Source organism: Pseudomonas sp. A25(2017) (assembly GCF_002001065.1).
Taxonomy (GTDB): Bacteria; Pseudomonadota; Gammaproteobacteria; order Pseudomonadales; family Pseudomonadaceae; genus Aquipseudomonas; species Aquipseudomonas kilonensis.
In genome coordinates this window covers 1-18,988 of record NZ_MUOA01000060.1, presented here as the reverse complement: position 1 = coordinate 18,988, position 18,988 = coordinate 1, and the positions used below count along the sequence as shown (strand labels likewise).

The window sequence follows — 18,988 nt, the reverse complement described above, 5'->3', positions numbered from 1 at the left end:
TCAGGCCGCCGCAGTCGATGCAACCGGCTGGGCCGGTTTACGAAAGGCGTCCAGTGCCGAGCCGTTGTAAAGCGTGTCGCGGAAAAACCGCCAGCGGCCGAACAGGCGATACATGTGGGTGATCTTGCCGCGTTCCTGGAAGCCCATGCGCAGGTGCATCTTGATCGCTGGGATGTTCTCTATGTCGCAGACATCGACCATGGTGTCGCACCCTTTGTCCGCCATGACTTTCCACATCTCCAACTGCATGTCCGCCGATATACTGGAGCCCCAGTATTTACGAATCGCCTCGCCACCGAACTGAAAGTACTCGCCAGGCTTGATCGGGAAGTTGCATTGGTAGAAATGGCGGTCGAAATAGTCTCGCGTACTGCCCCAGGCGAACCCCACGGTGTCGCCTTGATCATCCAGGTACATCAAGCCTGCGTAGCCTTCGGCTGCCAGCTCGCGCATGGTTTCGACGCGGTCGCCAAAATGCCGGGAAAAAGCGTCGGCATTGCTGATCGTGATGGCCTCCAAGCGCATCGGCGGGTAGGGCTTGAGGTTATGCGGCGGCAGTGGGGTTCGCACATCGTGCTCCAGCCACACCAGTTGCGAGTGGAGAAACACGTAGCGTCTGAACAGCTGTTTGAGGACGGCGCGCAGGCCTTTTTTCTGGATGCGATCACGCAATTTCTGCAGAGCGTTCATGGTGCCTCCTGACGGGTGGCGGGTTGGGGGGAAGAGGGTGCGGTCCAGCTCAGGGCAAACAGGGTTTCTCCTGGCAGGAGAAAACGGATCTGCCCGGTCTCGCAGTTGAATGGGGCGCTGCGGCTATGGTTGTCGGGGCCGAAGTACACCAGCTCGGCTTTCACCTGGGGGCAGGGCACGCCGTCCAGGCTGACCTGTTGCGGGCGCGTGCTTTTGTTCACGCCCAGCAGGCTGCGCCTTGCGTCGGTGGCCATGGCCAGCACGTCGACTTCAAAGGCGTCGTTATCCAGGCGCAGCACTTGGTCCAGCCAATGCTGGTGGATGAACTGTTGGGCCAGGCCCACCGGCTTGAGTTCGAAGCGCTGGCTGTCCAGCACTCGAACCATACCTTTTGGGTACTCCGGTTCGTCGGCGGACTGGAACCAGTTGAGCATGTCCAGCCAACCGTCCGCCGAGGCATTGATCGCCACGGACGTCCACCACAGGGCGGCGTAGTGGGTTTCCTGGTCGTAGGGGCTCAGGCTCGAGCCGCTGGACATGTTGGTCTGGTCCAGCAGCAAGGCCTTGCGCGGCCGGCCGTTGCTGTCCAGGCCCACCAACTCGGCGGCCTGACGCACGCTGTTGCGATAGACCCGGGTCGCCAGCAGGTCGCGGATCATCCATTCATGCCAGGCCAGGGCGTCGATCTGGTCACTGGATTCGGCCAGCAAACGCCGCGCCCAATCGATCCCGCGCCGGTCGGCGGCGTTTTCCGCCAGGGGGCCGTTGGTGAACCGGGAGCTGGCCGGTATGGCAATGCGCACCCCGGCGCGGGCGTTGTCGGGAACGGCGCGAACCTGGCTGGCCATGCTCTCGAACACCTGCTGGAAACTGGCGAAATCCGGGTAGTTGAGGTTTGGCTCATCGGCGAAACTGAGGTAATGGATGCCTTTGCCGCCCAAGGCGCGGGTCGATTTGAGCCAGGCCTGCAAGCCGCTGTTACTGACGCGGTCGGCTCGCAGGTCGGCTTTGCGTGCGCTACCGGCCAACAGGGTGATGTCCCGGGTGATGCCGAAGCGGTCCTGATACAGGCGCCGGAACGCATCTTCGTGGTCCGGCTTGGCCGCGGTGACGTCGACAAAACTGTAATAAGTGGCGGCCTGGGGCTTGAGGGCATCGATGACCGGGTAGGCCGAGGGCGGGGGCATGACGTAGGGCAGGGAAATGCCCAGTCTCGGAGTGGTTCCCAGGACATCGCCATAGAGTCTCAGGTGCGCTTGCCCCGGGTCCTGGCGCAGCGGTTGCAGATGCTCGGCGGCTTGTGCGAACAGGTTCGCCGTGCCGTCCAGCCAGAACGCCGCCTTGCCGTTGCCCTGCAATTGCAGGCGCCAGGTTTGCTCGACGTTGGCAACGGGCAGGGCGACTTGATCGAACTGCCAATAGGCCGGGTATGGCTTGAGGTTCAACTGCACCTGTTTGCCATCGGCAACACGCCGGGCTTGCAGACTGCGCACGCCGCCGTGGAACTTGCCCGCCAGCACGGCCTGCTCACCGGGTGCGACCTTGAAATACAGCTCATCGCCGTCGTGGGTTTCGGCGCTGAAATGCACCTTGGCCGGGGCGAACATCGCCCGGGTCCGGGCATCGTGTTCGATGTTGTAGCGGCGGAAGCTGTAGCCGGGAATTTCCAGTCGATAGCTGGTGGCCCCTGGCAGCAAGGGCCACTGCTGCTCGCCACGTTCCTGGGTCGCCTTGATCAAGCGCTCACCCACCAGTTGCCCCTGGCCGTTGAGCAGGTACAGGTGCTCACTATTGGCGTTGGCCTGCCACGCTGGTACCCAGCGCACGATCACATAATCCGGGCGGTCGGTCTGCAGGTACAGGCTGCCGTCGCGGATGCCGGTCCATTGCATCGCCGCGCCCTGGGCAAAAAAGGCCAGGCTCCAAAGGCACAGGCCAGCAGCCACTTTCCACCAGCGCTGCACCGGCCCCATCGCGAGCAAGCTCGCTCCCACAGGGGATTTGTGGTGGGCATGGATATTGTGCCCAGCACCAGGCTTTTGTGGGAGCGGGCTTGCTCGCGAAGAGGGCGGCACATTCAACCTTGATGCAAGCTGACCCAGCGCTTTCGCGAGCAGGCTCGCTCCCACAGGGGGTTTGTGGTGGTTATGGATAGTGTGTTCGGCACCAGGCTTTTGTGGGAGCGAGCCTGCTCGCGAAGAGGGTGGCACATTCAACCTTGATGCAAGCTGACCCAGCGCTTTCGCGAGCAAGCCCGCTCCCACAGGGGGGTTGTGGTGGTTATGGATAGGGTGTTCGGCACCAGGCTTTTGTGGGAGCGAGCCTGCTCGCGAAGAGGGCGGCACATTCAACCTTGATGCAAGCTGACCCAGCGCTTTCGCGAGCAGGCTCGCTCCCACAGGGGATTTGTGGTGGTCATGAAAGTTGTGCTCGGTCCCAGGCTTTTGTGGGAGCGAGCCTGCTCGCGAAGAGGGCGGCACATCCACCTTCACTGCAAGCTGATTCGGCGCGCTCACAAGGTCACCACCACCCCCTGTGGGAGCGAGCTTGCTCGCGATGGCGGTTTGGCTGGCAACCGCACTCATGCCGATTTCCCAAGCAGCATTTTGCGCATCGGCAGCAAGTCGCTGGGCAGGATGATCAGTGTCTGCCACAGCGCTACGCCGCTGAGGCGGCAGTACATGGCCAGCAGCGCCAGGGTCACGCCCAGGTAGGCGATTGACGACGCGGCGGCGGCCCCGACGATGCCGTAGCGGGGAATCAGGATCAGGTTCAGCGCCAGGTTCAGCAGCGCCCCCACGCCCATCAGCAGCGAAACCGTGCCAGGTCGGTCCTTGCCCAGCAGATCCAGGCGCAGGATGCTCGCGTAGCACAGCCCGAACAGCCCCGGCAGCAGCGCCAGCAAGGCGGGATACGCCGGCTGGTAGGCGGCGCCAAACAAGGTGACGATCAGCCATTGGCCGATCAGCGCCATGCTCAGGCAGGCGCCGAGCATCACCGTGGCGGTCAGGCGCAAGGCCAATGGCGTCAGGCGCTGCATGTCGCGGTCCTGCTGCAACAGGCGTTTCATCAGCGGCGTGGTGACGGCCTCCGGCACGATCAGCAGCAGTTCGGCGGCGGCGCTGGCCATGGCGTAGTGACCCAGGGCCGTGCTGCCCAGCAGGGCACCGATGAACAGGAAGTCCGAGCGCAGCAGCATTTGCTGGAACAACAAGTCCGGATGGCTGCGGGCGCCGTAGCGCAACAGTTCGTTCTGATGGGTGCGATCCCAGCGCAGGGTGACCACATGATCGCGGCGCAACCACACCCAACCGGCCAGCACCACCAGGCTCAGGCCCGCCAGCCAACTGATCAGCGCCGCTTCCAGGGCCGCCTCTTTCCACATCCAGAACAAGGCCAGGAACAGCAGCAGCGGCGCCAGGGATTCCATCAGGCGCAAGGCATTGAAGGCACCCACGCCACCGGAGGCGTTGTGCAGTGTCAGCAGGCCGCTCTTGAGCACGGTCAACGGCACGGCCAGCAACAACAGCCAGGCGAGCAATCCCAATTGCGTGGCGATGTCCAGTTCGCCGCCGAACTCGCGCACCAGCGCCACCACCAGCAAGGTCAGCAGCCCGGCCAGCAGGCAGCCGAAGACCAGCACCTGGCTGAGCAACAGCCCCATCGAGCGCTGCTGCGCCGCCTGATAACCCACGGCGGAATTCAGCCCGCCGCTGGTGGCGGCGCTGATCAGGTCCGGCAGGGTGCTGAGCAAGGCGAACAACCCACGTTCGCTGGGCCCGAGAATCCGCGCCAGCAGCACATTGCGCAGCAGGCGCAGGCCGATCATCGCCAGGCGCGTGCCCATGCTCAGCGCCAGGTGCTTGAGGTAGTGAGCGCGGCTCATGGGCGTGCCCCTCGGCGAATGCGCCAGGCCAGTAATTCAGGGTGATGGGCATTGTGTTGGCTGACGCCGAAACGTGGCACGTTCAAGGGGTCACCGTCGTTGCGATACAGCCCCGCCTCGGTGCCGAGGGCGAAGGCAAAACCGTGGGCCGCCACCTGTTGGCGCACGCGCTCATCGTTATCGCCGTTGGGGTAGCAATACACCGGCAAGGGTTGGGCGCAGCCGTTTTCCAGGGCGATCCAACTGCGCGTCAGTTCTTCGTGCAGGCGCTGGTCGTCCAGCCCGGTCAGGATCGCGTGGCTGGCGCCATGGGGGCCAAAGCGGATCAGGCCGGAGTCTTCGAGCATGCGCACCTGGGTCCAGTCCAGGGCCTGGGGCTGGGAACCCTGTGGGCAGGCGTCGGTGAGGTCGCTCAACGTCTGTGCATCGAGGCTCTTGAGGCTTTGCAGGTAATGCAGCAGCGCCAGGCTGCGGCGCTCGTCGTCGATGTCATCGAGCAGCACCGGCAACGGTCGACCGACGAGCTGCAAGTGCTCGATCAATGCGCGCCGTGCCACCTGGCCATGGCTGCCCCAGAGGGTTTCGCCGATGCTTTCCCACCAGAAGTGCTGGCGGCTGCCGATGAAATCGGTGGAGAGGAAAATACTCGCCGGCACCTGGTACTGGCGCAGCAACGGAAAGGCATTCATGGCGTTGTCGCGCCAACCGTCGTCGAAAGTCAGGGCGACCCGCGGGCGGTTCGGGACGTTTTCAGGATCGGCCAGCAACAAGCTCATCAGCGGCACGCACTCGAAATGCCGTTGCAGCCAGATCAGCAAATGTTCAAACGCTTCGGGCCCCACGCACAACTCGTTGCGATGGGGCAGCTCCGCGGCGCGGTCGTTATTCAACACACGATGAAGCATCAGGATCACGCCGGCGCCACGCAGGGGATGGCGACCCAGGGACGTGTTCAGGTAGAGCCAGCCGCCGGTGCGCTTGAAGACTTGTTTGATCGACATCGGCCCTTCTCCTCAGCGGTTCTGCTCGGGGTTCCATTGGCTGTAGCGCTGGCCCCGCAGGAACTGCCAGAGCCCGATGCTCATGCCCGCCAGCGTCACCAGTACGAATGCGGCCAGGCGAAAGGGCCGGGGCAAGCGGTGGCGCGCATCCATCAGCCCGATCAGCGCCATGGCGTAACCGAGCAGTTGTGCCACCAGGCTCAGGCGATAGAACGGATGGTCGTTCCACAGCCAGGCATTGCTCAGCAACAGTGGCAGCAGCAACACCGGCGCCAGGCGGCGGATCAACTTGTGGCTGATCAGCCCGATGGCGTAGAGCCCGTGACGCAGTGGGTTAAGCAACGCCCGGCGCTGGGCCAGGCTCTGCAACCCGCCGACGGTGACTCGCTGGCGACGGCGAAACTGCTTGTCGGCTTCGTCCACGCCCTGGTCAGTCACCCGGGCCAGGGGGGCATAGACGATGGATTTGCCGGCGGCGGGTGCGCAGGTGCTGAGGAAAAAGTCATCGTTGACCTGGGCCGGTATCGGTTGGAACAGCCCTCGGCGCAGGGCCAACAGCGCGCCGTCGGCCGAGACCATGCAACCGGTGCGGCTCTCCACCCGACGCAACCAGCCTTCGTAATGACGATACAGGCTGTCGCCCAGGCTCAGGCCCTTGCCCGGCACCGGGATTTCCATGTGCCCGGCACAGGCGCCGACTTCGGGATCGCCCAAGGGCGCCAGCAGATGGCCGAGGGTGTCGTTGGCCCATTGGTTATCGGCGTCGGTAAACACCAGGATCTCGCCGCTGCTGTGGGCGACACCGGCATTGAGGGCGGCGGCCTTGCCCTGGCGCGGCAGGTCGAGCACGCTGATGCGCGGATCGATCACCTTGCGCGCGCAGGCCACCGTCTCGTCGGTGGAGCCGTCGCTGGCGAGGATGATTTGCAGCGAATGGGCCCGATAGTCCTGGGCCAGCAAGGTGCGCAACTTCTCTTCGATGTGCCGCGCCTCGTTGTGGGCGGCAATGACGATGCTCACGTCCATCGGCAACGCCTTGCCGTAGCGCCGCAGCGGAAACAGCGGCACCAGCAGGCTCAACATCAAGGGGTAACCGAGGTAGGCGTACACCGGCAGCAACAGGCACGACCAATAAATGAATTCAGCCACGGGCAGGTCTCCTGGCATTCCAATGACACAGGTTGAGCAGCAGGGCGGCGCCGGTCAGGTGCAGGCGCACGCCATGCAAGGCCCACAATTGCAAGGTCAGGCGCGGCCCGCGCCGGCTCTGGCGCAGGCTCAGGAACAAGGGCGGCAGGGCGGTGACCAGCAACAACGTCAGCGCCAGGTGCAACTGCCCCTGGAGCAACGCGAGCACGGCCAGCAGGTCCAAGCCCCAGGCGCCCACTGACAGCGCCGGGAAACGCAGCAGGCGCAGGCTCGGGCCATGGCTGCGGAGCAATTGCAGATGGCTGCCCTGGCGCCACAGTTCCTTGCTCATCCACTCGCGCCAACTGCCTTCGTAGCCCCAGTGCAGGGCCACGCTTTCGTTGACCAGCAGCAATTGCGCCTCGGCCTGGCGCAGGCGCAAGGAGAAGTCCTTGTCTTCGCCAGTGCGCAGGGTTTCGTCGAAGCCACCGACCCGTTCGAACCAGCTGCGACGCATCAACAGGTTGGCACTGGGCAGCCACTGCACCCGATGCAGGAGGCGTGACCCCGGGCGTTGGCTGCGGCGCTGCCAGGCTTCGGCGAACCACGGTGCCTGCCGGGGCGTGTCGAGGTCCAGGCCGAGTACGTCGCCCTGGTGACCTTCGAGCTCCAGCAGCAGCGTGAGCCAGTCGGCCGGCATTTCGATGTCGGCATCGATGAACGCCAGCCAGTCACCCTGGGCGGCGGCGGCACCGCGGTTGCGCAGGGCGCCGATGTGCACGCCTGGCACGATCAACACCCGTGCCCCCAACTCGTTGGCGATGCGCGGGCCGTGGTCGTCGGAGCCGTTGTCCACCACGATCAATTCACATGCCAGGCCTGCCTGGCGGGCGGCTTCCTGCGCCGCTTGCAGCGTACGGCCGATGTGCCGGGCCTCGTTGTACATCGGGATGACAATGCTGACGCAGCTCATGGACGAGCCTCCTGTGGCGCGGCCTGCTCGGCGTCGTAGCGCAACACACTGGTGAGGGCGAGCATGATCCACAGCAACTTGTGGTTCGGCGCACTGAGGAACATCAGGAACAACGCCAGCGAGAGGAAACTCATGCCCAGGTGCGTCAGCAGGTCCGCCTGCGCCCAGTCCCGCCGCTGCAGCCAGAGCCGACGGGCGTGCAGCAGGTTGTACAGGCCAAGGCCGATCATGGCGACGAACATCAGCCCGGCCGGGATGCCGATTTCGCTGAAGATTTCCAGGTAGGTGTTATGGGCCCGGCGATACAGGTCCCCCAGCTTGCGATTGGCCGAGAACGCCTTGGCATAGCCGGTGGGTGCGTAGTGCAGGGGAAAGGTCCCGGGGCCTGAGCCGAGCATCGGGTTCTCGCGGATCATCTGGCTGCCGACCAGGATGTACGAAGCACGGCGGCCCAGGGATTCGTCCTGGTGGGCGCTGGCGCCGGCACTGAGGATGCTCAATGACTGGATGCGCGCGACGTAGCCGGCCGGCATCACGGCGATTGCCAAGGGAATCAGCAATGCCAGCCCAAGCATGGCGAAGCCCAGGTGCCGTGGACGGATACGCGGCAACTGCGCGCGGTAGTGATACAGGCCGATCATCAGGCTGAGCATCAACACCACCAGCCCCGAGCGCGACTCGGTCTTGGTCATGCCGCCCAGCAGCAGGATGAAACAGCCGCCCCAGAACAACCGGTGCAGCAAGCTTGGGCCACGCACCACCAGCAGCAACGCCAGCGGCACGGTAAAGGCGATCAGCAGGGCGAAGGTGTTCGGGTCTTCCAGCAGGCCGGACGCGCGGCCCTGGTCCTGGTACTTGGCCGAAAACATCGCCAGCACGCAGGTGGTGGTGACGCTCAAGGTCATCAGTCGGCAGAACAGGTCCAGGTTCAATTCACGACCGATCAGCAAGGTGATCACGAACAGGATCAACCCCACCGTCAGCTCGCGAAAATGGGTCGTGGACAGGCCCATGTTTTCCGACAGCAACAGGCTCAGGCCGTACAGCAGCATGAAGCCGATCAGCGGCCGCCAGATATTGCTGCGCAGGCGCGTCCCCGGAATCTGGTGCAAGGCCAACTGCAACATCAGGATCATGATCAGCGCCAGGCCAAAGAATTTGCTGCCGGAAAAGGCGCTGTCCTTGAACAGGCCTTCGAACGGCACCAGGGCGGCAATGCCCAGCAGGCCCCACATGGGCTTGCGGTACAGCACGGCAACGCCGACCAGACCGAACACCGCGCCCGGCGCCAGGAACGGATAAGGGCTGGCCAGCAACGCCAGGCACACCAGGCCCAGCAGACTGATGATCGAGAGTGGGACAATCATGAGCGAGCCTCCCGTGCCGTGCGGATGTAAAGCTGCGACCAGCGTTCGGCCAGCGTGCGCAGGTCGTAGCGGTCCCGTTGGGTGCGGCGCGCGTTGTCGGCCAGGATCCGCGCCAGGGGCGGTTCGCTGAACAGCGTTTCGATCTGCGCCGCCAGTTCCGCGCTGTCGGCCGGTGCCGCGAGCAGGCCGTTATGGCGGTCCTGCAACACGTCGGGAATGCCGCCGACGCCGAACGCCACCACCGGCACGCCGGCCTGCATGGCTTCGAGCAGAATCATCGGCGTGCCTTCGGTGCGTGAGCTGATCACCAGGGCGTCGAGGCGACTCCACCAGGCGTTCATGTCGGTCTGGTAGCCGGGCAATTCGATGCGCGTGGGCAGTCCGGCATCGGTGATGCGCTTGAGCAGCGCCTGGCGTTCCGGGCCGTCGCCGAGCATCACCGCGTGCAGCGATGCATGCTTCTGGCACAGCGGGATCATGGCGTCGAGGAACAGGTCCGGGCCTTTCTCGCTGCTCAAGCGGCCGACGTAGCCGACCCGCCAGCGTTGCTTGTCGGCGCGATGGGCCAACGGCGTACTGGCCGCTGGCAGGCCATTGGGGATGACGTCGAGTTTTTCCGCTCGCACGCTGGCCCGGCGATGCAGCGTGGCGATGCTCTCCGCCACGCAGACGACCCGCTTGACCGAGGCGGTGCGGCACAGTTGCAGGCTCAGCCAGGTATAGAAACGCTGCTTGGGGCTGCGCGGCGTGAAGCCATGCTGGGTGATTACCAGCGGCAGGCGCAGCAGCGTGGCCGCCGACCAGCCGAACAACAGCCCCTTGAAGTTGTGGGTGTTGATCAAGGGGCGCTCGTCCCGGCGCTGGCGCAGGTGCTGCAACAACTCGGCCCAACTGGCGCAATGACGACAATCGACCCCGGCCTGGCGAAAACGCGTGATCAAGGTCGGTGGCGCCGCCAGGAACAGCACCTGATGCTGGCCGGGCGTCGCCAGGCAATGATCGAGCAGCATCCGCTCGGCCCCGTAGAAGCCGCCGCTGTCGAGCAGATGAATGATCGACAGGGGGCTGCTGTGGCGGGTCGGGCCGAACGGCGCGTTCAATTTCGCACCCAATGGACAAGGCTGGGCAGGCTCCAGTTGCGGTGCGGGTTGACCCGGTCGGGGGACTGCTCGTTGATCACCAACAGCACCGGCACATCCAATTGCTGGGTGATTTGCGCTGGGTGCTTGAAGCGATGGTCGAAGAACTCACGCACATAGACCAGGGCGATCGCCAGCAGCAGGCCGCTGAACATGCCGAAGGCAATGATCAGCATCGGCTTGGGAAAGGCCGGGGCGGTCGGTTCGAACGGCGGGCTCAGGACCCGCGCGTTGGACAGGTCGGTGTCCAGCGAGCGTGCGGTGCTGGCTTCGGCGAAACGCTGGGCATAGGTGGAGAACGCCGCATGCAGGGCGTTGATCTCGGTGTCCATCTGCCGCAGCTTGCTTTGGGTTTCCTGCAACTGGTGGATGCGCTCCTTGAAGGTGGCGATACGCTCGATCTTCTGATTGATCACCGAACTGACCACCGCCAGGTCGGTGGTGCGCTCCTGGATGCGGTTGTTCACCACTTTCAGGAACTGCTGGCGTGTGCGGATGATCTGCTCCCGGGCCAGCAGCATCGGTTCGCTGCCGGGCTGGAAGATCGCCAGGTCATTCATGTAGCGGCTGACCTGGCTGGTCAGTTGCTCGCCCAGTTGCCTGATTTCCCGGTCTTCGAAGGCAATGTTGTCCACGGTGGTGGTGAAGGTGAACGGGAAGGTGTAGTCGTTGAACCGCGAGCTGTTCGCTGCGGCGAGACTGGTCTTGAGGTAATCGAGCCAGCGTTGGCTTTGCAGTAGGCGATCCTGGTACAGGTTCAGGGCCTGTTCTTCGGTGTTGATGGCGTTCAGGCGGAAAGTGATTTCTTCCTTGGGGTCGGATGAACCGATGTTTTCCAGCAGCCCCAGGCGGGTGCCTTCCAGGCCGTCGAGACGGGTCTGGTATTGGGCTTTCTTCTGCTCATAGAACGTCTGCGGCATTTCGATCGATTGCAGGTCCTGGCGGCTGCTGAGGTAGTTCTGCAGCAGTTGCGCCACGAACCGGGTGCCTTGGGCAGGGTCGCCAAAACTGTAGACGATGGAGATGACGTTGGAGCCGGGCAGGGTCTCGATCTTCAGGTTTTCGATGGCCTCTTCGGTCAGCGTATCGAGCACGGTGTCGCGCACCGGATCGACCTCTAGCCCCAGGCCATCGCGCAGCGGGTTGATGACGTACTCGCGCAGCGGTCGGGTGATGTAGAGCTTGAGCGGTTCGCTCACCCATTTGTTGAAAATGCCGGGGCTTGGGGTGTATTCGCCCTGGTCGCGCAGGGTGCTGATGGTCTGCCGGATCAACGCCGGCGAGCGCAGGATATTGCTCTCGGTTTCCATGTCCGCCAGGGACGGCGGGATGAAGGTCGCGTTCTCTTGGTTCAGCGACGTGGTGGCGTCGCCCTGGGAGAGTTTTTTCGACTGGACGATCACCTGGGCGGTGATATCGAAGCTCTGCTTGAGCATCAACGGCAGCACCAGGGCGATCACGGCGAAGATCAGGAAAACGCGCTTCACCCACTGCTTGTTGGCGAAGAAGATCCTGAAAAACTCATGCAAATAATTTTCCTTGGGGTTCATGATCGGTCACCTGAGTTTCAGTTGTCGCTGCCTTTGTTGTCGACGCGGTAGCCGAAGCCGAACCCGACGCCCTGGAACAGCACTACGTCGGCCAGTTGCCTGGCCGTTTCGCCGGCTTTGGCCAGTCCGGTCTTGGGCACGTACAACATGTCCTCCGGCTGCAGGTAGGCGATCTGCGAGGCGTCGCCGCTCAAGGCCTTTTCCACGTCGTAGTGACGGGCTTCGACCTGGTTGCCGTTGCGGCGCATGATCATCACCGAGTCGAGCCGGGCCTTGACGTTCGTGCCACGGGCCAGGGTCAGGGCTTCGAGAACCGAGATCGGCCGGCGGATCGCATAGGCGCCGGGTTGGGCCACTTCACCGAGTACATAGATCTCGTTGCCGGCGGTGGACTTGAGCAGCACATCCACGGTCATGTGGCCGGGCAGTTGGGCGTAGCGCTCGTTGAGGAGGGTCTCCAGCTGGGTGACGGTCATGCCTTGCAACGGCACCGAGCCAATTTCCGGGAAGCTGGCGTAGCCATCCCGGCCCACGATGATTTCCCGACTCATGCCCGTGGCCGGGTGGGTCAGGGTGTTGCGCAGGTTCGCCTCGCCGGAGAGCGGGCTGGTCACCAGGACGGTCAATTGGTTGCGATTGGGTTGGAACAGCATCTTCTGGTCATAGGCACGCTGCACCGCCAGGCGCGCCTCGTCGGTGGTCAACCCGGCGACTTTCACCGAGGTGTTGGCCCCAGGCAGTTCGATACGGCCGTCGGGCATCACCTGTTGCGTGCCATTGAGCTGGCTGGCGGCGGTGAAGTTCAGGGCAACCTGGTCGCCCGGTTGCACTCGATATGCCTGGGAGGAGGTCGTGCCGATGTGGAAGATCACATCCAGCACATCCTGGGGCCGCAACGTCTGTTCGACCTTGGGCATGTCGGTGGCCTGGGCATTGGCCGGCGCAGCCGTGAGGATCTGCACCGGCATCGAGCGGGTATCACTGGTACTGGAGCAACCGGCAAGCGGCAGCAACAGCAGGACAAGCATTCTGGCGTTCATCTCGTCATCCTTTTGCAGGCTTACAGGTTGTTGTAGAGCCACTTGGGCATGTAGTACTTGCGGCGGTTGAACACGCTGCCCACCACCTTCGCGCCGGCCTGGGACAGGCGTTGGCGAGCGGCCTGGGCCACTTCCCAGCGGGTGTCTTCACCGCGCACCACCAGCACCACGCCGTCTACCTGGGTGCTGAGTACCAGCGTGTCGCTGGCCGAATACACTGCGTCGGCGTCGATCACCACAAAGCGGTACTGCGCCGCCAGTTGCCTGAACAGTGGGCGCAGTCGCTCGGGGCTCAGGTGCTCGGCATTGCGGCCCAGGCGCCCGTGGGGCAGCACGTCGAAGGGCAGGCTGGACGCTTGCACCACGCAGTCCTGCAACAAGGGCGGGGCGAGGCTGTTGAACAACAGGTCGGTGAAACCGCGCTCCTTGTGCAACGACAGCTGCTGGCTGAGGTTGCGCGGTGACTGGCTGGCATCCACCAGCAGCACGCGACCGTTGCTCATCTGCGCCAGTTGAGCGGCCAGCGCCATGGCGCTGGTGCTGGTGCCGGTGCCGGTGTTGGCGGCCGTCAAGAGCAGGATCCGCAGGGAAGGGTCGAGCACGGTCGAGGTCAGGTTGGTCTCGCTCGGGCTTGCTATGGTCAGGATATTGGTTGAACCGTCCATTTAACTCGCTCCGTGGCCGCTGAAAACTTTGAAGGGGGTAATCATCAGGATCTTCAAATCCAGCCACAGGCTCTGTTCAGCGATATAGCTGAGGTCCAATTCCACGCGCTGGTCGAAGTCGATATTGCTGCGCCCGGAGATCTGCCAAAGGCCGGTCATGCCGGGGTAGATGCTCAGGCGCACAAGATGGTTGTCCTTGTAGCGATAGGCGTTGAACGAGGTCGGCCGCGGGCCCACCAGGCGCATGTCGCCGGTCACTACATTGATCAGGTTCGGCAGTTCATCGAGGCTGCTTCGTCGCAGGAACCGGCCGATGGGCGTGATGCGCGGATCGTTGTCGATCTTGAAGTCGATGGCTTCGGCGCCGTGTTTGTTGAGGTGGCGCAGCGACTCCTTGAGAGCCTCGGCGTCGGCAACCATGGTGCGGAACTTGTACATGCCGAAGACCCGACCGCGATACCCGGTGCGCTTTTGCACGAACAACACGGGACCGGGGCTGGAGAACTTCACCAGCAGCGCCAGGCCCAGCAGCAGCGGGCAGAACACCAGCAGGATCGCCAGTGCGCCGAGGCAGGCCACTACGCGGTTGGTGCGCGAGACCGTCCAGGGCCGGCCGCCGTCGCGACCGGTCAACCAACCACGGCCCTGGCGGTGGATGGCCGCGTCCAGGCGCCTGCGGTGCTCCGGATCGACGCGCTTGTCGCGTCCCGGGGCGTTGATCTCGATGACTTGCTCATGTCGGGTCATAGACTCCTCCGCTGAACTTCAGCCGCGAACGGCGTATGGGCGATGGGTACTGCGTAGTAATCGACGAACCACTGGATGAAACGACCCAGGCCGTCGTCCAGTTCGATACACGGCTTGAAGCCGGTGGCCCGTGCCAGGTCGCTGGCATCGGCGCAGGTGTTGAGCACATCCCCCGCTTGCAGGGGCAGCAATTCGATACGGGCGGTTCGTCCCAGGTGTTTTTCCAGCAGCGCGACATAGCTGCGCAGCGCCACCGGGTGCTGCCCGCCGATGTTGTAGATCTGCCAGGGCGCGCGGCTGGTGGCCGGGTCCGGTAGTTCGTGATCCAACAGTGGCGTGACCTGGGGCGCACGTTCGATCAGGCGGGCGATGCTTTCGACGATGTCGTCGATGTAGGTGAAATCGCGTTGGTGTTCGCCGTGGTTGAACAGCTGCAGCACGTGGTCTTCGGCGATGGCGCGGGCAAACTGGATCGGCGACATGTCCGGCCGGCCCCAAGGGCCGTACACCGTGAAGAAGCGCAGGCCGGTGCAGGGAATGCCGAACAGGTGGCTGTAGCTGTGGGCCATCAGTTCGTTGGCTTTTTTGCTGGCCGCGTACAGCGACAGCGGATGGTCGACGTTGTCCTGCACCGAATAAGGCGTGCGCGAGTTGGCGCCGTATACCGAACTTGAGGAGGCGTAGATCAGGTGCTTGACCGGATAGCGGCGGCAGTTTTCCAGGATGTTCAGGAACCCGGTGATGTTGCTGTCGACATAGGCCTGCGGGTTCTCCAGGGAGTAGCGCACGCCGGCCTGGGCCGCGAGGTGAATCACGACGTCCGGGCGCCGGGCCTGGAACAGTTCATCGATGGCCGGCGCGTCGGCCAGATCGATCCGCGCCAGGGGAAAATCGCCGGCCTGGTCGTTTACCCAGGTCACGCGGTCGTGCTTGAGCTGCGGGTCGTAGTAGTCGTTGAAATTGTCCAGCCCGCACACCCGATGGCCGTCGCGCAGCAGTCGCAGCACGACGTGGGCGCCGATGAAGCCGGCTGCGCCGGTGACCAGGATGTTCACGCTTGTGGCCCTGGTGTCGGAGTACCGGGCACGGTGTGGCGCAGCCCGATACCGCGATACAGCAACCCGGCGGCGGCCAGGTGTTCGGGGTTGTACAGGTTGCGGCCATCGATGATCACCCGGGCGCGCAACTTGCTGGCCAGCAGGTCGAAGTCCACCACGCGAAAATTCTTCCACTCGGTGCAGATCACCAGGGCGTCGGCATCCTCCAGAGTGTCGTCGCGGGTGGCGCAGAGGTTCAGGTCCTTGCGATAGCCGTAGAGGCGCCGGCATTCGGACATGGCTTCCGGGTCATAGGCATGGACTCGGGCGCCTTCGCGCCACAGCGCTTCCATCAGGTAGCGGCTGGGGGCTTCACGCATGTCATCGGTGTTGGGTTTGAACGCCAGGCCCCAGATGGCAATCGACTTGCCGGCCAGGCCCTCCTGGAACTGTTTCGCCAGTTTCTCGAAGAGGATGTGCCGCTGGCTGTCGTTGACGTCGGTGACGCTGCGCAGCAGGCGCAGTGGCATGCCGCTTTGCTCGGCGGTGTGCAGCAGGGCCCGCAGGTCCTTGGGGAAGCACGAGCCGCCGAAACCGCAGCCGGGGTAGATGAAGTGATAACCGATGCGTGGGTCCGAGCCGATGCCTTTGCGCACCGCTTCGATGTCGGCGCCCAGCCGTTCGGTGAGGTTGGCCAGTTCGTTCATGAAGCTGATGCGGGTGGCGAGCATGGCATTGGCGGCGTACTTGGTCAGTTCGGCGCTGCGGTTGTCCATGAACATCAGTTTTTCGTGGTTGCGGCAAAAGGGCGCGTAGAGCTCCGTCATCTGGTCGCGGGCCAGCGGGTCGGCGGTGCCGACGATGATCCGGTCGGGGCGCATGCAATCGGCCAGCGCACTGCCTTCCTTGAGAAACTCGGGGTTGGACACCACGCGCACGTTCAGCTGTTTCAGGCCTCGCCGCGCCAGTGCCTGGCGAGCGCATTCGGCCACTTTGTCGGCGGTGCCCACCGGCACCGTGGACTTGATGACCAGGGTGCGGTCGCTGTCCATGAAGTCGGCGATTTGCTGGGTGACGGCCAGCACATGGCTCAGGTCGGCCGAGCCGTCCTCATCGGCGGGGGTGCCGACGGCGATGAAAATCAGCTCGCCATGATTGACCGCGTCGCTGGCCTGGGAACTGAACGACAAGCGTCCGGCTTTGATGTTGTCTTCGAGCAAGCTGGACAACCCCGGCTCGCTGATGGTCGGTACGGCTTGTTGCAGTTGCTGGATTTTTTTCGGGTCGATGTCGATGCACAAAACGCGGTGCCCGACGTCGGCCATTGCGGCCGCCTGGATCAATCCCACATACCCCGTACCAAATACGCTCACGTCCATTTTTGGCGCGCCTCGTAAACCGGTTGATGTAACTCGGATGAAACTGTTTAGAGGGGTATAGCGCAGCTTCAGAAAAGCGTGTCAGCAAAATGACAGTTGTCAGTGTTGGCAATTCAAGTGAAGTCGGGCCTTTTGATATCAAGTCCTTGACTGTCTTAATAAAGTGGCTGTTTTATTGGGCTTTACGGGAATTTGACAAAGCGATAAACGGTAGTAATCCATAGATTTTTACATTTTGTGACGGCATTTCGTGTCATTTTTGGGGTAACTTTTTTTTGACGCGTGGTTCGGATGAAGCATTTCTTGCGCTTTGAACATCGGCTGCTAACGTGCAGGAACGAAGCGCTTTCGACACTGCGATCCGGTCGAGGAAAACATGGCCCGTTACCTCAAGGAACTGCTGCTGGTTCTGTACCTGCTCAAGGGATACGACTATTACCTCGACCGTCTCGACGCGTTGGGCTTGGGCTTGGCAGCCTTGCTGTTCGGCGCCATGTTTGTGCTGTTGGTGCTGGCGCTGTGGATGAGCGCCTACATACGCCAGACCTTGGTGAGGCATGTGTTTGCCTTGGCGATGTTTGTTTCAGCGGTATTTTTCGAGGTGTACACCCGGGTCACGGACAGTTACCTGACCTATAGCCAGTTCGTTTCGCTGGTGTACTCGGGAGGATTTATCCAGGAGGCGGCCTATCAGTACCGCGACGTGATTATCAGCGCGGTGATCAGCGGCTTGCTGCTGTTGTTCGGCATCGCGCTCAAGCCTCAAAGGTCGGTGCGGTTGCCCGGCTACCTGCCCATGGCGGCGCCCGTGTTGGGCGTGTTGTTGCTCAGTGGCGTGTTGTTCGTGCGGGCAGGTGAGGGCGCACGCGGCCTGCCGGTGATGTACACGCCCTTGGCCTATTTGAATCTGTTTGCCTACGAGTCCTTGCACAACACCGTCGGCCCCCGGGAGCCGGTCACTCTGATGCGACGATCGTCTGTGATCGAGCAGGATATCGTGCTGATCATCGATGAAAGCATTGGCGGCAATTACCTGGATATCAACACGCCGTTCGGCGTGCACACCGGCCTGAAGACGCCGCCCGAGGGCGTGGATGTCTTCAATTTCGGCTATGCGGCCTCCATCGCCAATTGCAGCGCCGACACCAACGTCACCCTGCGCTACGGCGGCACGCGCACCGACTACGTGCGCATCAACAGCACCCGACCGTCGATCTGGCAGTATGCCAAGAAGGCCGGTTTGCGTACCGTCTACATCGACGCCCAGCGCACCGGCGGCTACCTGCAGAACCTGATGACCGAGCTGGAAAAACAGGACATCGACGAATTCGTCCAATTCGACCAGGCCAGCGTGCGCGACCGTGACATGGCGGCGGCGGCGAAGTTGATCGAGCTGTTGGGCGACAACCAGGCCGAACTGGTGGTGGTCAACAAAGTGGGGGCGCATTTCCCGGTACACGACAAATACCCCGACGACTTCATGGACTACCGCCCGGCCTTGCCGCGAGGGCAGTTCCAGGACGTGGTCGACACCGGCAGCCGCGACGGCTTCAATGGCCAGAAAGATGATTGGCTGTTGTACCGCAACGCCTACCAGAACACCTTGCTGTGGAACGTCGGCGAGTTCTTCAAGCGAATCTTCCAGCAGGCCGATTTGAGCCATGCGGTGTTGATCTATACCTCCGACCACGGCCAGGACTTGCACGAGCGCGGCAACCCCGGGCTCAACACCCATTGCGGCGGTGACCCGGTGGCGGAGGAGGGGTTGGTGCCGTTGGTGGTGATCCAGGGCGCGCAGTTGCATGCCCTGGACTGGCGCCGAGCCTGGGCACAGAACAAAGATCGCTCCAGCCACTACAACATCTTCCCGACGCTGTTGCAGTTGATGGGGTACGAGCCGGCCGGGGTTGAATCGACCTATGGGAAATCCCTGAGCCAACCAACCGATGATGATTTCACTTTCAACTATCGCTTTAATGCGCGGTTGGGGGCGAAACCGGCTTGGAAACACATCGACTTGGGCGACATCGTGACACCGCAGTCCGGCCAGGTTGAGATGGCGGAGGGGCATTGACTGGTGCTGAGCTCTTGGTGGGAGCGAGCTTGTCGCCGGTCAGGGTCTTATTGATTGAGTACATATCCGTTGTTGCGGTAACGACCACTTAGGGTTCCGCCCTGACGGCGGGTCACTTTCGAAAAGCGCGAAAGTAACCAAAGCGCTTTATGCCCCACCACTCGGCACCTCGCCTAGGCTCGGTGTGCCCTCACTCCGGCATTGCTCCGTGGGCCGCCGCGAAGGGCCATCCATGGCCCAGCGCGGCTAACCCGGCATCCATGCCGGGTTGCCCACTGCGCAATGCCTGCGTTCGGCCAGCGTGGTTAACGG

15 protein-coding genes are annotated in these 18,988 nt (G+C 63.2%); 1 reads left to right on the top strand and 14 read right to left on the bottom strand.

Annotation, left to right across the window (positions count from 1 at the left end; genetic code table 11):
• The 14 genes from B0E42_RS12595 to B0E42_RS12530 all read right to left on the bottom strand — a co-directional run bounded on the left by B0E42_RS12595 (position 1) and on the right by B0E42_RS12530 (position 16,602).
• Positions 1-690, bottom strand: coding sequence for a GNAT family N-acetyltransferase (locus tag B0E42_RS12595; protein ID WP_053189414.1), 690 nt, complete (start codon positions 688-690; stop codon positions 1-3).
• A complete protein-coding gene (locus B0E42_RS12590) occupies positions 687-2,663 on the bottom strand; it encodes a hypothetical protein (protein ID WP_077506518.1) in 1,977 nt (658 codons plus the stop codon). The genes B0E42_RS12595 and B0E42_RS12590 overlap by 4 nt, the downstream gene beginning before the upstream one ends.
• A gap of 608 nt (positions 2,664-3,271) precedes the next feature.
• Positions 3,272-4,576, bottom strand: a complete 1,305-nt coding sequence (locus B0E42_RS12585; RefSeq protein ID WP_053180605.1) for a lipopolysaccharide biosynthesis protein — start codon at positions 4,574-4,576, stop codon at positions 3,272-3,274.
• Positions 4,573-5,577, bottom strand: coding sequence for a polysaccharide deacetylase family protein (locus B0E42_RS12580; protein WP_053180602.1), 1,005 nt, complete (start codon positions 5,575-5,577; stop codon positions 4,573-4,575). The genes B0E42_RS12585 and B0E42_RS12580 overlap by 4 nt, the downstream gene beginning before the upstream one ends.
• 12 nt (positions 5,578-5,589) lie before the next feature.
• Entirely contained in the window at positions 5,590-6,726 is a 1,137-nt protein-coding gene (locus B0E42_RS12575) for a glycosyltransferase family 2 protein (protein WP_077506517.1), read from the bottom strand.
• Complete coding sequence (locus tag B0E42_RS12570; RefSeq protein WP_053180599.1) at positions 6,719-7,678, bottom strand: glycosyltransferase; 960 nt, start codon at positions 7,676-7,678, stop codon at positions 6,719-6,721. Before B0E42_RS12570 ends, B0E42_RS12575 begins: the two co-directional genes overlap by 8 nt.
• On the bottom strand, positions 7,675-8,331 hold the full coding sequence (locus B0E42_RS31745) for an O-antigen ligase family protein (protein ID WP_371915894.1): 657 nt from the start codon (positions 8,329-8,331) through the stop codon (positions 7,675-7,677). The genes B0E42_RS12570 and B0E42_RS31745 overlap by 4 nt, the downstream gene beginning before the upstream one ends.
• A 710-nt stretch (positions 8,332-9,041) precedes the next feature.
• On the bottom strand, positions 9,042-10,145 hold the full coding sequence (locus B0E42_RS12560) for a glycosyltransferase family 4 protein (RefSeq protein ID WP_024616571.1): 1,104 nt from the start codon (positions 10,143-10,145) through the stop codon (positions 9,042-9,044).
• A complete protein-coding gene (locus B0E42_RS12555; protein WP_053180595.1) occupies positions 10,142-11,734 on the bottom strand; it encodes a Wzz/FepE/Etk N-terminal domain-containing protein in 1,593 nt (530 codons plus the stop codon). Before B0E42_RS12555 ends, B0E42_RS12560 begins: the two co-directional genes overlap by 4 nt.
• A gap of 17 nt (positions 11,735-11,751) precedes the next feature.
• Positions 11,752-12,774, bottom strand: coding sequence for a polysaccharide biosynthesis/export family protein (locus B0E42_RS12550; protein ID WP_018602644.1), 1,023 nt, complete (start codon positions 12,772-12,774; stop codon positions 11,752-11,754).
• A gap of 20 nt (positions 12,775-12,794) precedes the next feature.
• Complete coding sequence (locus tag B0E42_RS12545) at positions 12,795-13,439, bottom strand: CpsD/CapB family tyrosine-protein kinase (protein WP_014337506.1); 645 nt, start codon at positions 13,437-13,439, stop codon at positions 12,795-12,797.
• Positions 13,440-14,186, bottom strand: coding sequence for a sugar transferase (locus B0E42_RS12540; RefSeq protein WP_018602647.1), 747 nt, complete (start codon positions 14,184-14,186; stop codon positions 13,440-13,442).
• Positions 14,183-15,241: an NAD-dependent epimerase gene (locus tag B0E42_RS12535; protein WP_053180593.1), complete on the bottom strand. Its 1,059-nt coding sequence runs from the start codon at positions 15,239-15,241 to the stop codon at positions 14,183-14,185. The genes B0E42_RS12540 and B0E42_RS12535 overlap by 4 nt, the downstream gene beginning before the upstream one ends.
• Complete coding sequence (locus B0E42_RS12530) at positions 15,238-16,602, bottom strand: UDP-glucose/GDP-mannose dehydrogenase family protein (RefSeq protein ID WP_033062449.1); 1,365 nt, start codon at positions 16,600-16,602, stop codon at positions 15,238-15,240. Before B0E42_RS12530 ends, B0E42_RS12535 begins: the two co-directional genes overlap by 4 nt.
• A 376-nt stretch (positions 16,603-16,978) precedes the next feature.
• Here B0E42_RS12530 and B0E42_RS12525 point away from each other — a divergent pair, with 376 nt between their 5' ends.
• Entirely contained in the window at positions 16,979-18,676 is a 1,698-nt protein-coding gene (locus tag B0E42_RS12525) for a sulfatase-like hydrolase/transferase (protein WP_077506516.1), read from the top strand.
• Positions 18,677-18,988: the final 312 nt, after the last annotated feature.

What these genes read in the sequence shown, in the direction of transcription:
- B0E42_RS12595 (WP_053189414.1), bottom strand. Translation starts at nt 690, where the DNA reads ATGAACGCTCTGCAGAAATTGCGTGATCGCATCCAGAAAAAAGGCCTG.
- B0E42_RS12590 (WP_077506518.1), bottom strand. Translation starts at nt 2,663, where the DNA reads ATGGGGCCGGTGCAGCGCTGGTGGAAAGTGGCTGCTGGCCTGTGCCTT.
- B0E42_RS12585 (WP_053180605.1), bottom strand. Translation starts at nt 4,576, where the DNA reads ATGAGCCGCGCTCACTACCTCAAGCACCTGGCGCTGAGCATGGGCACG.
- B0E42_RS12580 (WP_053180602.1), bottom strand. Translation starts at nt 5,577, where the DNA reads ATGTCGATCAAACAAGTCTTCAAGCGCACCGGCGGCTGGCTCTACCTG.
- B0E42_RS12570 (WP_053180599.1), bottom strand. Translation starts at nt 7,678, where the DNA reads ATGAGCTGCGTCAGCATTGTCATCCCGATGTACAACGAGGCCCGGCAC.
- B0E42_RS31745 (WP_371915894.1), bottom strand. Translation starts at nt 8,331, where the DNA reads ATGCTCAGCCTGATGATCGGCCTGTATCACTACCGCGCGCAGTTGCCG.
- B0E42_RS12555 (WP_053180595.1), bottom strand. Translation starts at nt 11,734, where the DNA reads ATGAACCCCAAGGAAAATTATTTGCATGAGTTTTTCAGGATCTTCTTC.
- B0E42_RS12550 (WP_018602644.1), bottom strand. Translation starts at nt 12,774, where the DNA reads ATGAACGCCAGAATGCTTGTCCTGCTGTTGCTGCCGCTTGCCGGTTGC.
- B0E42_RS12545 (WP_014337506.1), bottom strand. Translation starts at nt 13,439, where the DNA reads ATGGACGGTTCAACCAATATCCTGACCATAGCAAGCCCGAGCGAGACC.
- B0E42_RS12540 (WP_018602647.1), bottom strand. Translation starts at nt 14,186, where the DNA reads ATGACCCGACATGAGCAAGTCATCGAGATCAACGCCCCGGGACGCGAC.
- B0E42_RS12530 (WP_033062449.1), bottom strand. Translation starts at nt 16,602, where the DNA reads ATGGACGTGAGCGTATTTGGTACGGGGTATGTGGGATTGATCCAGGCG.
- B0E42_RS12525 (WP_077506516.1), top strand. Translation starts at nt 16,979, where the DNA reads ATGGCCCGTTACCTCAAGGAACTGCTGCTGGTTCTGTACCTGCTCAAG.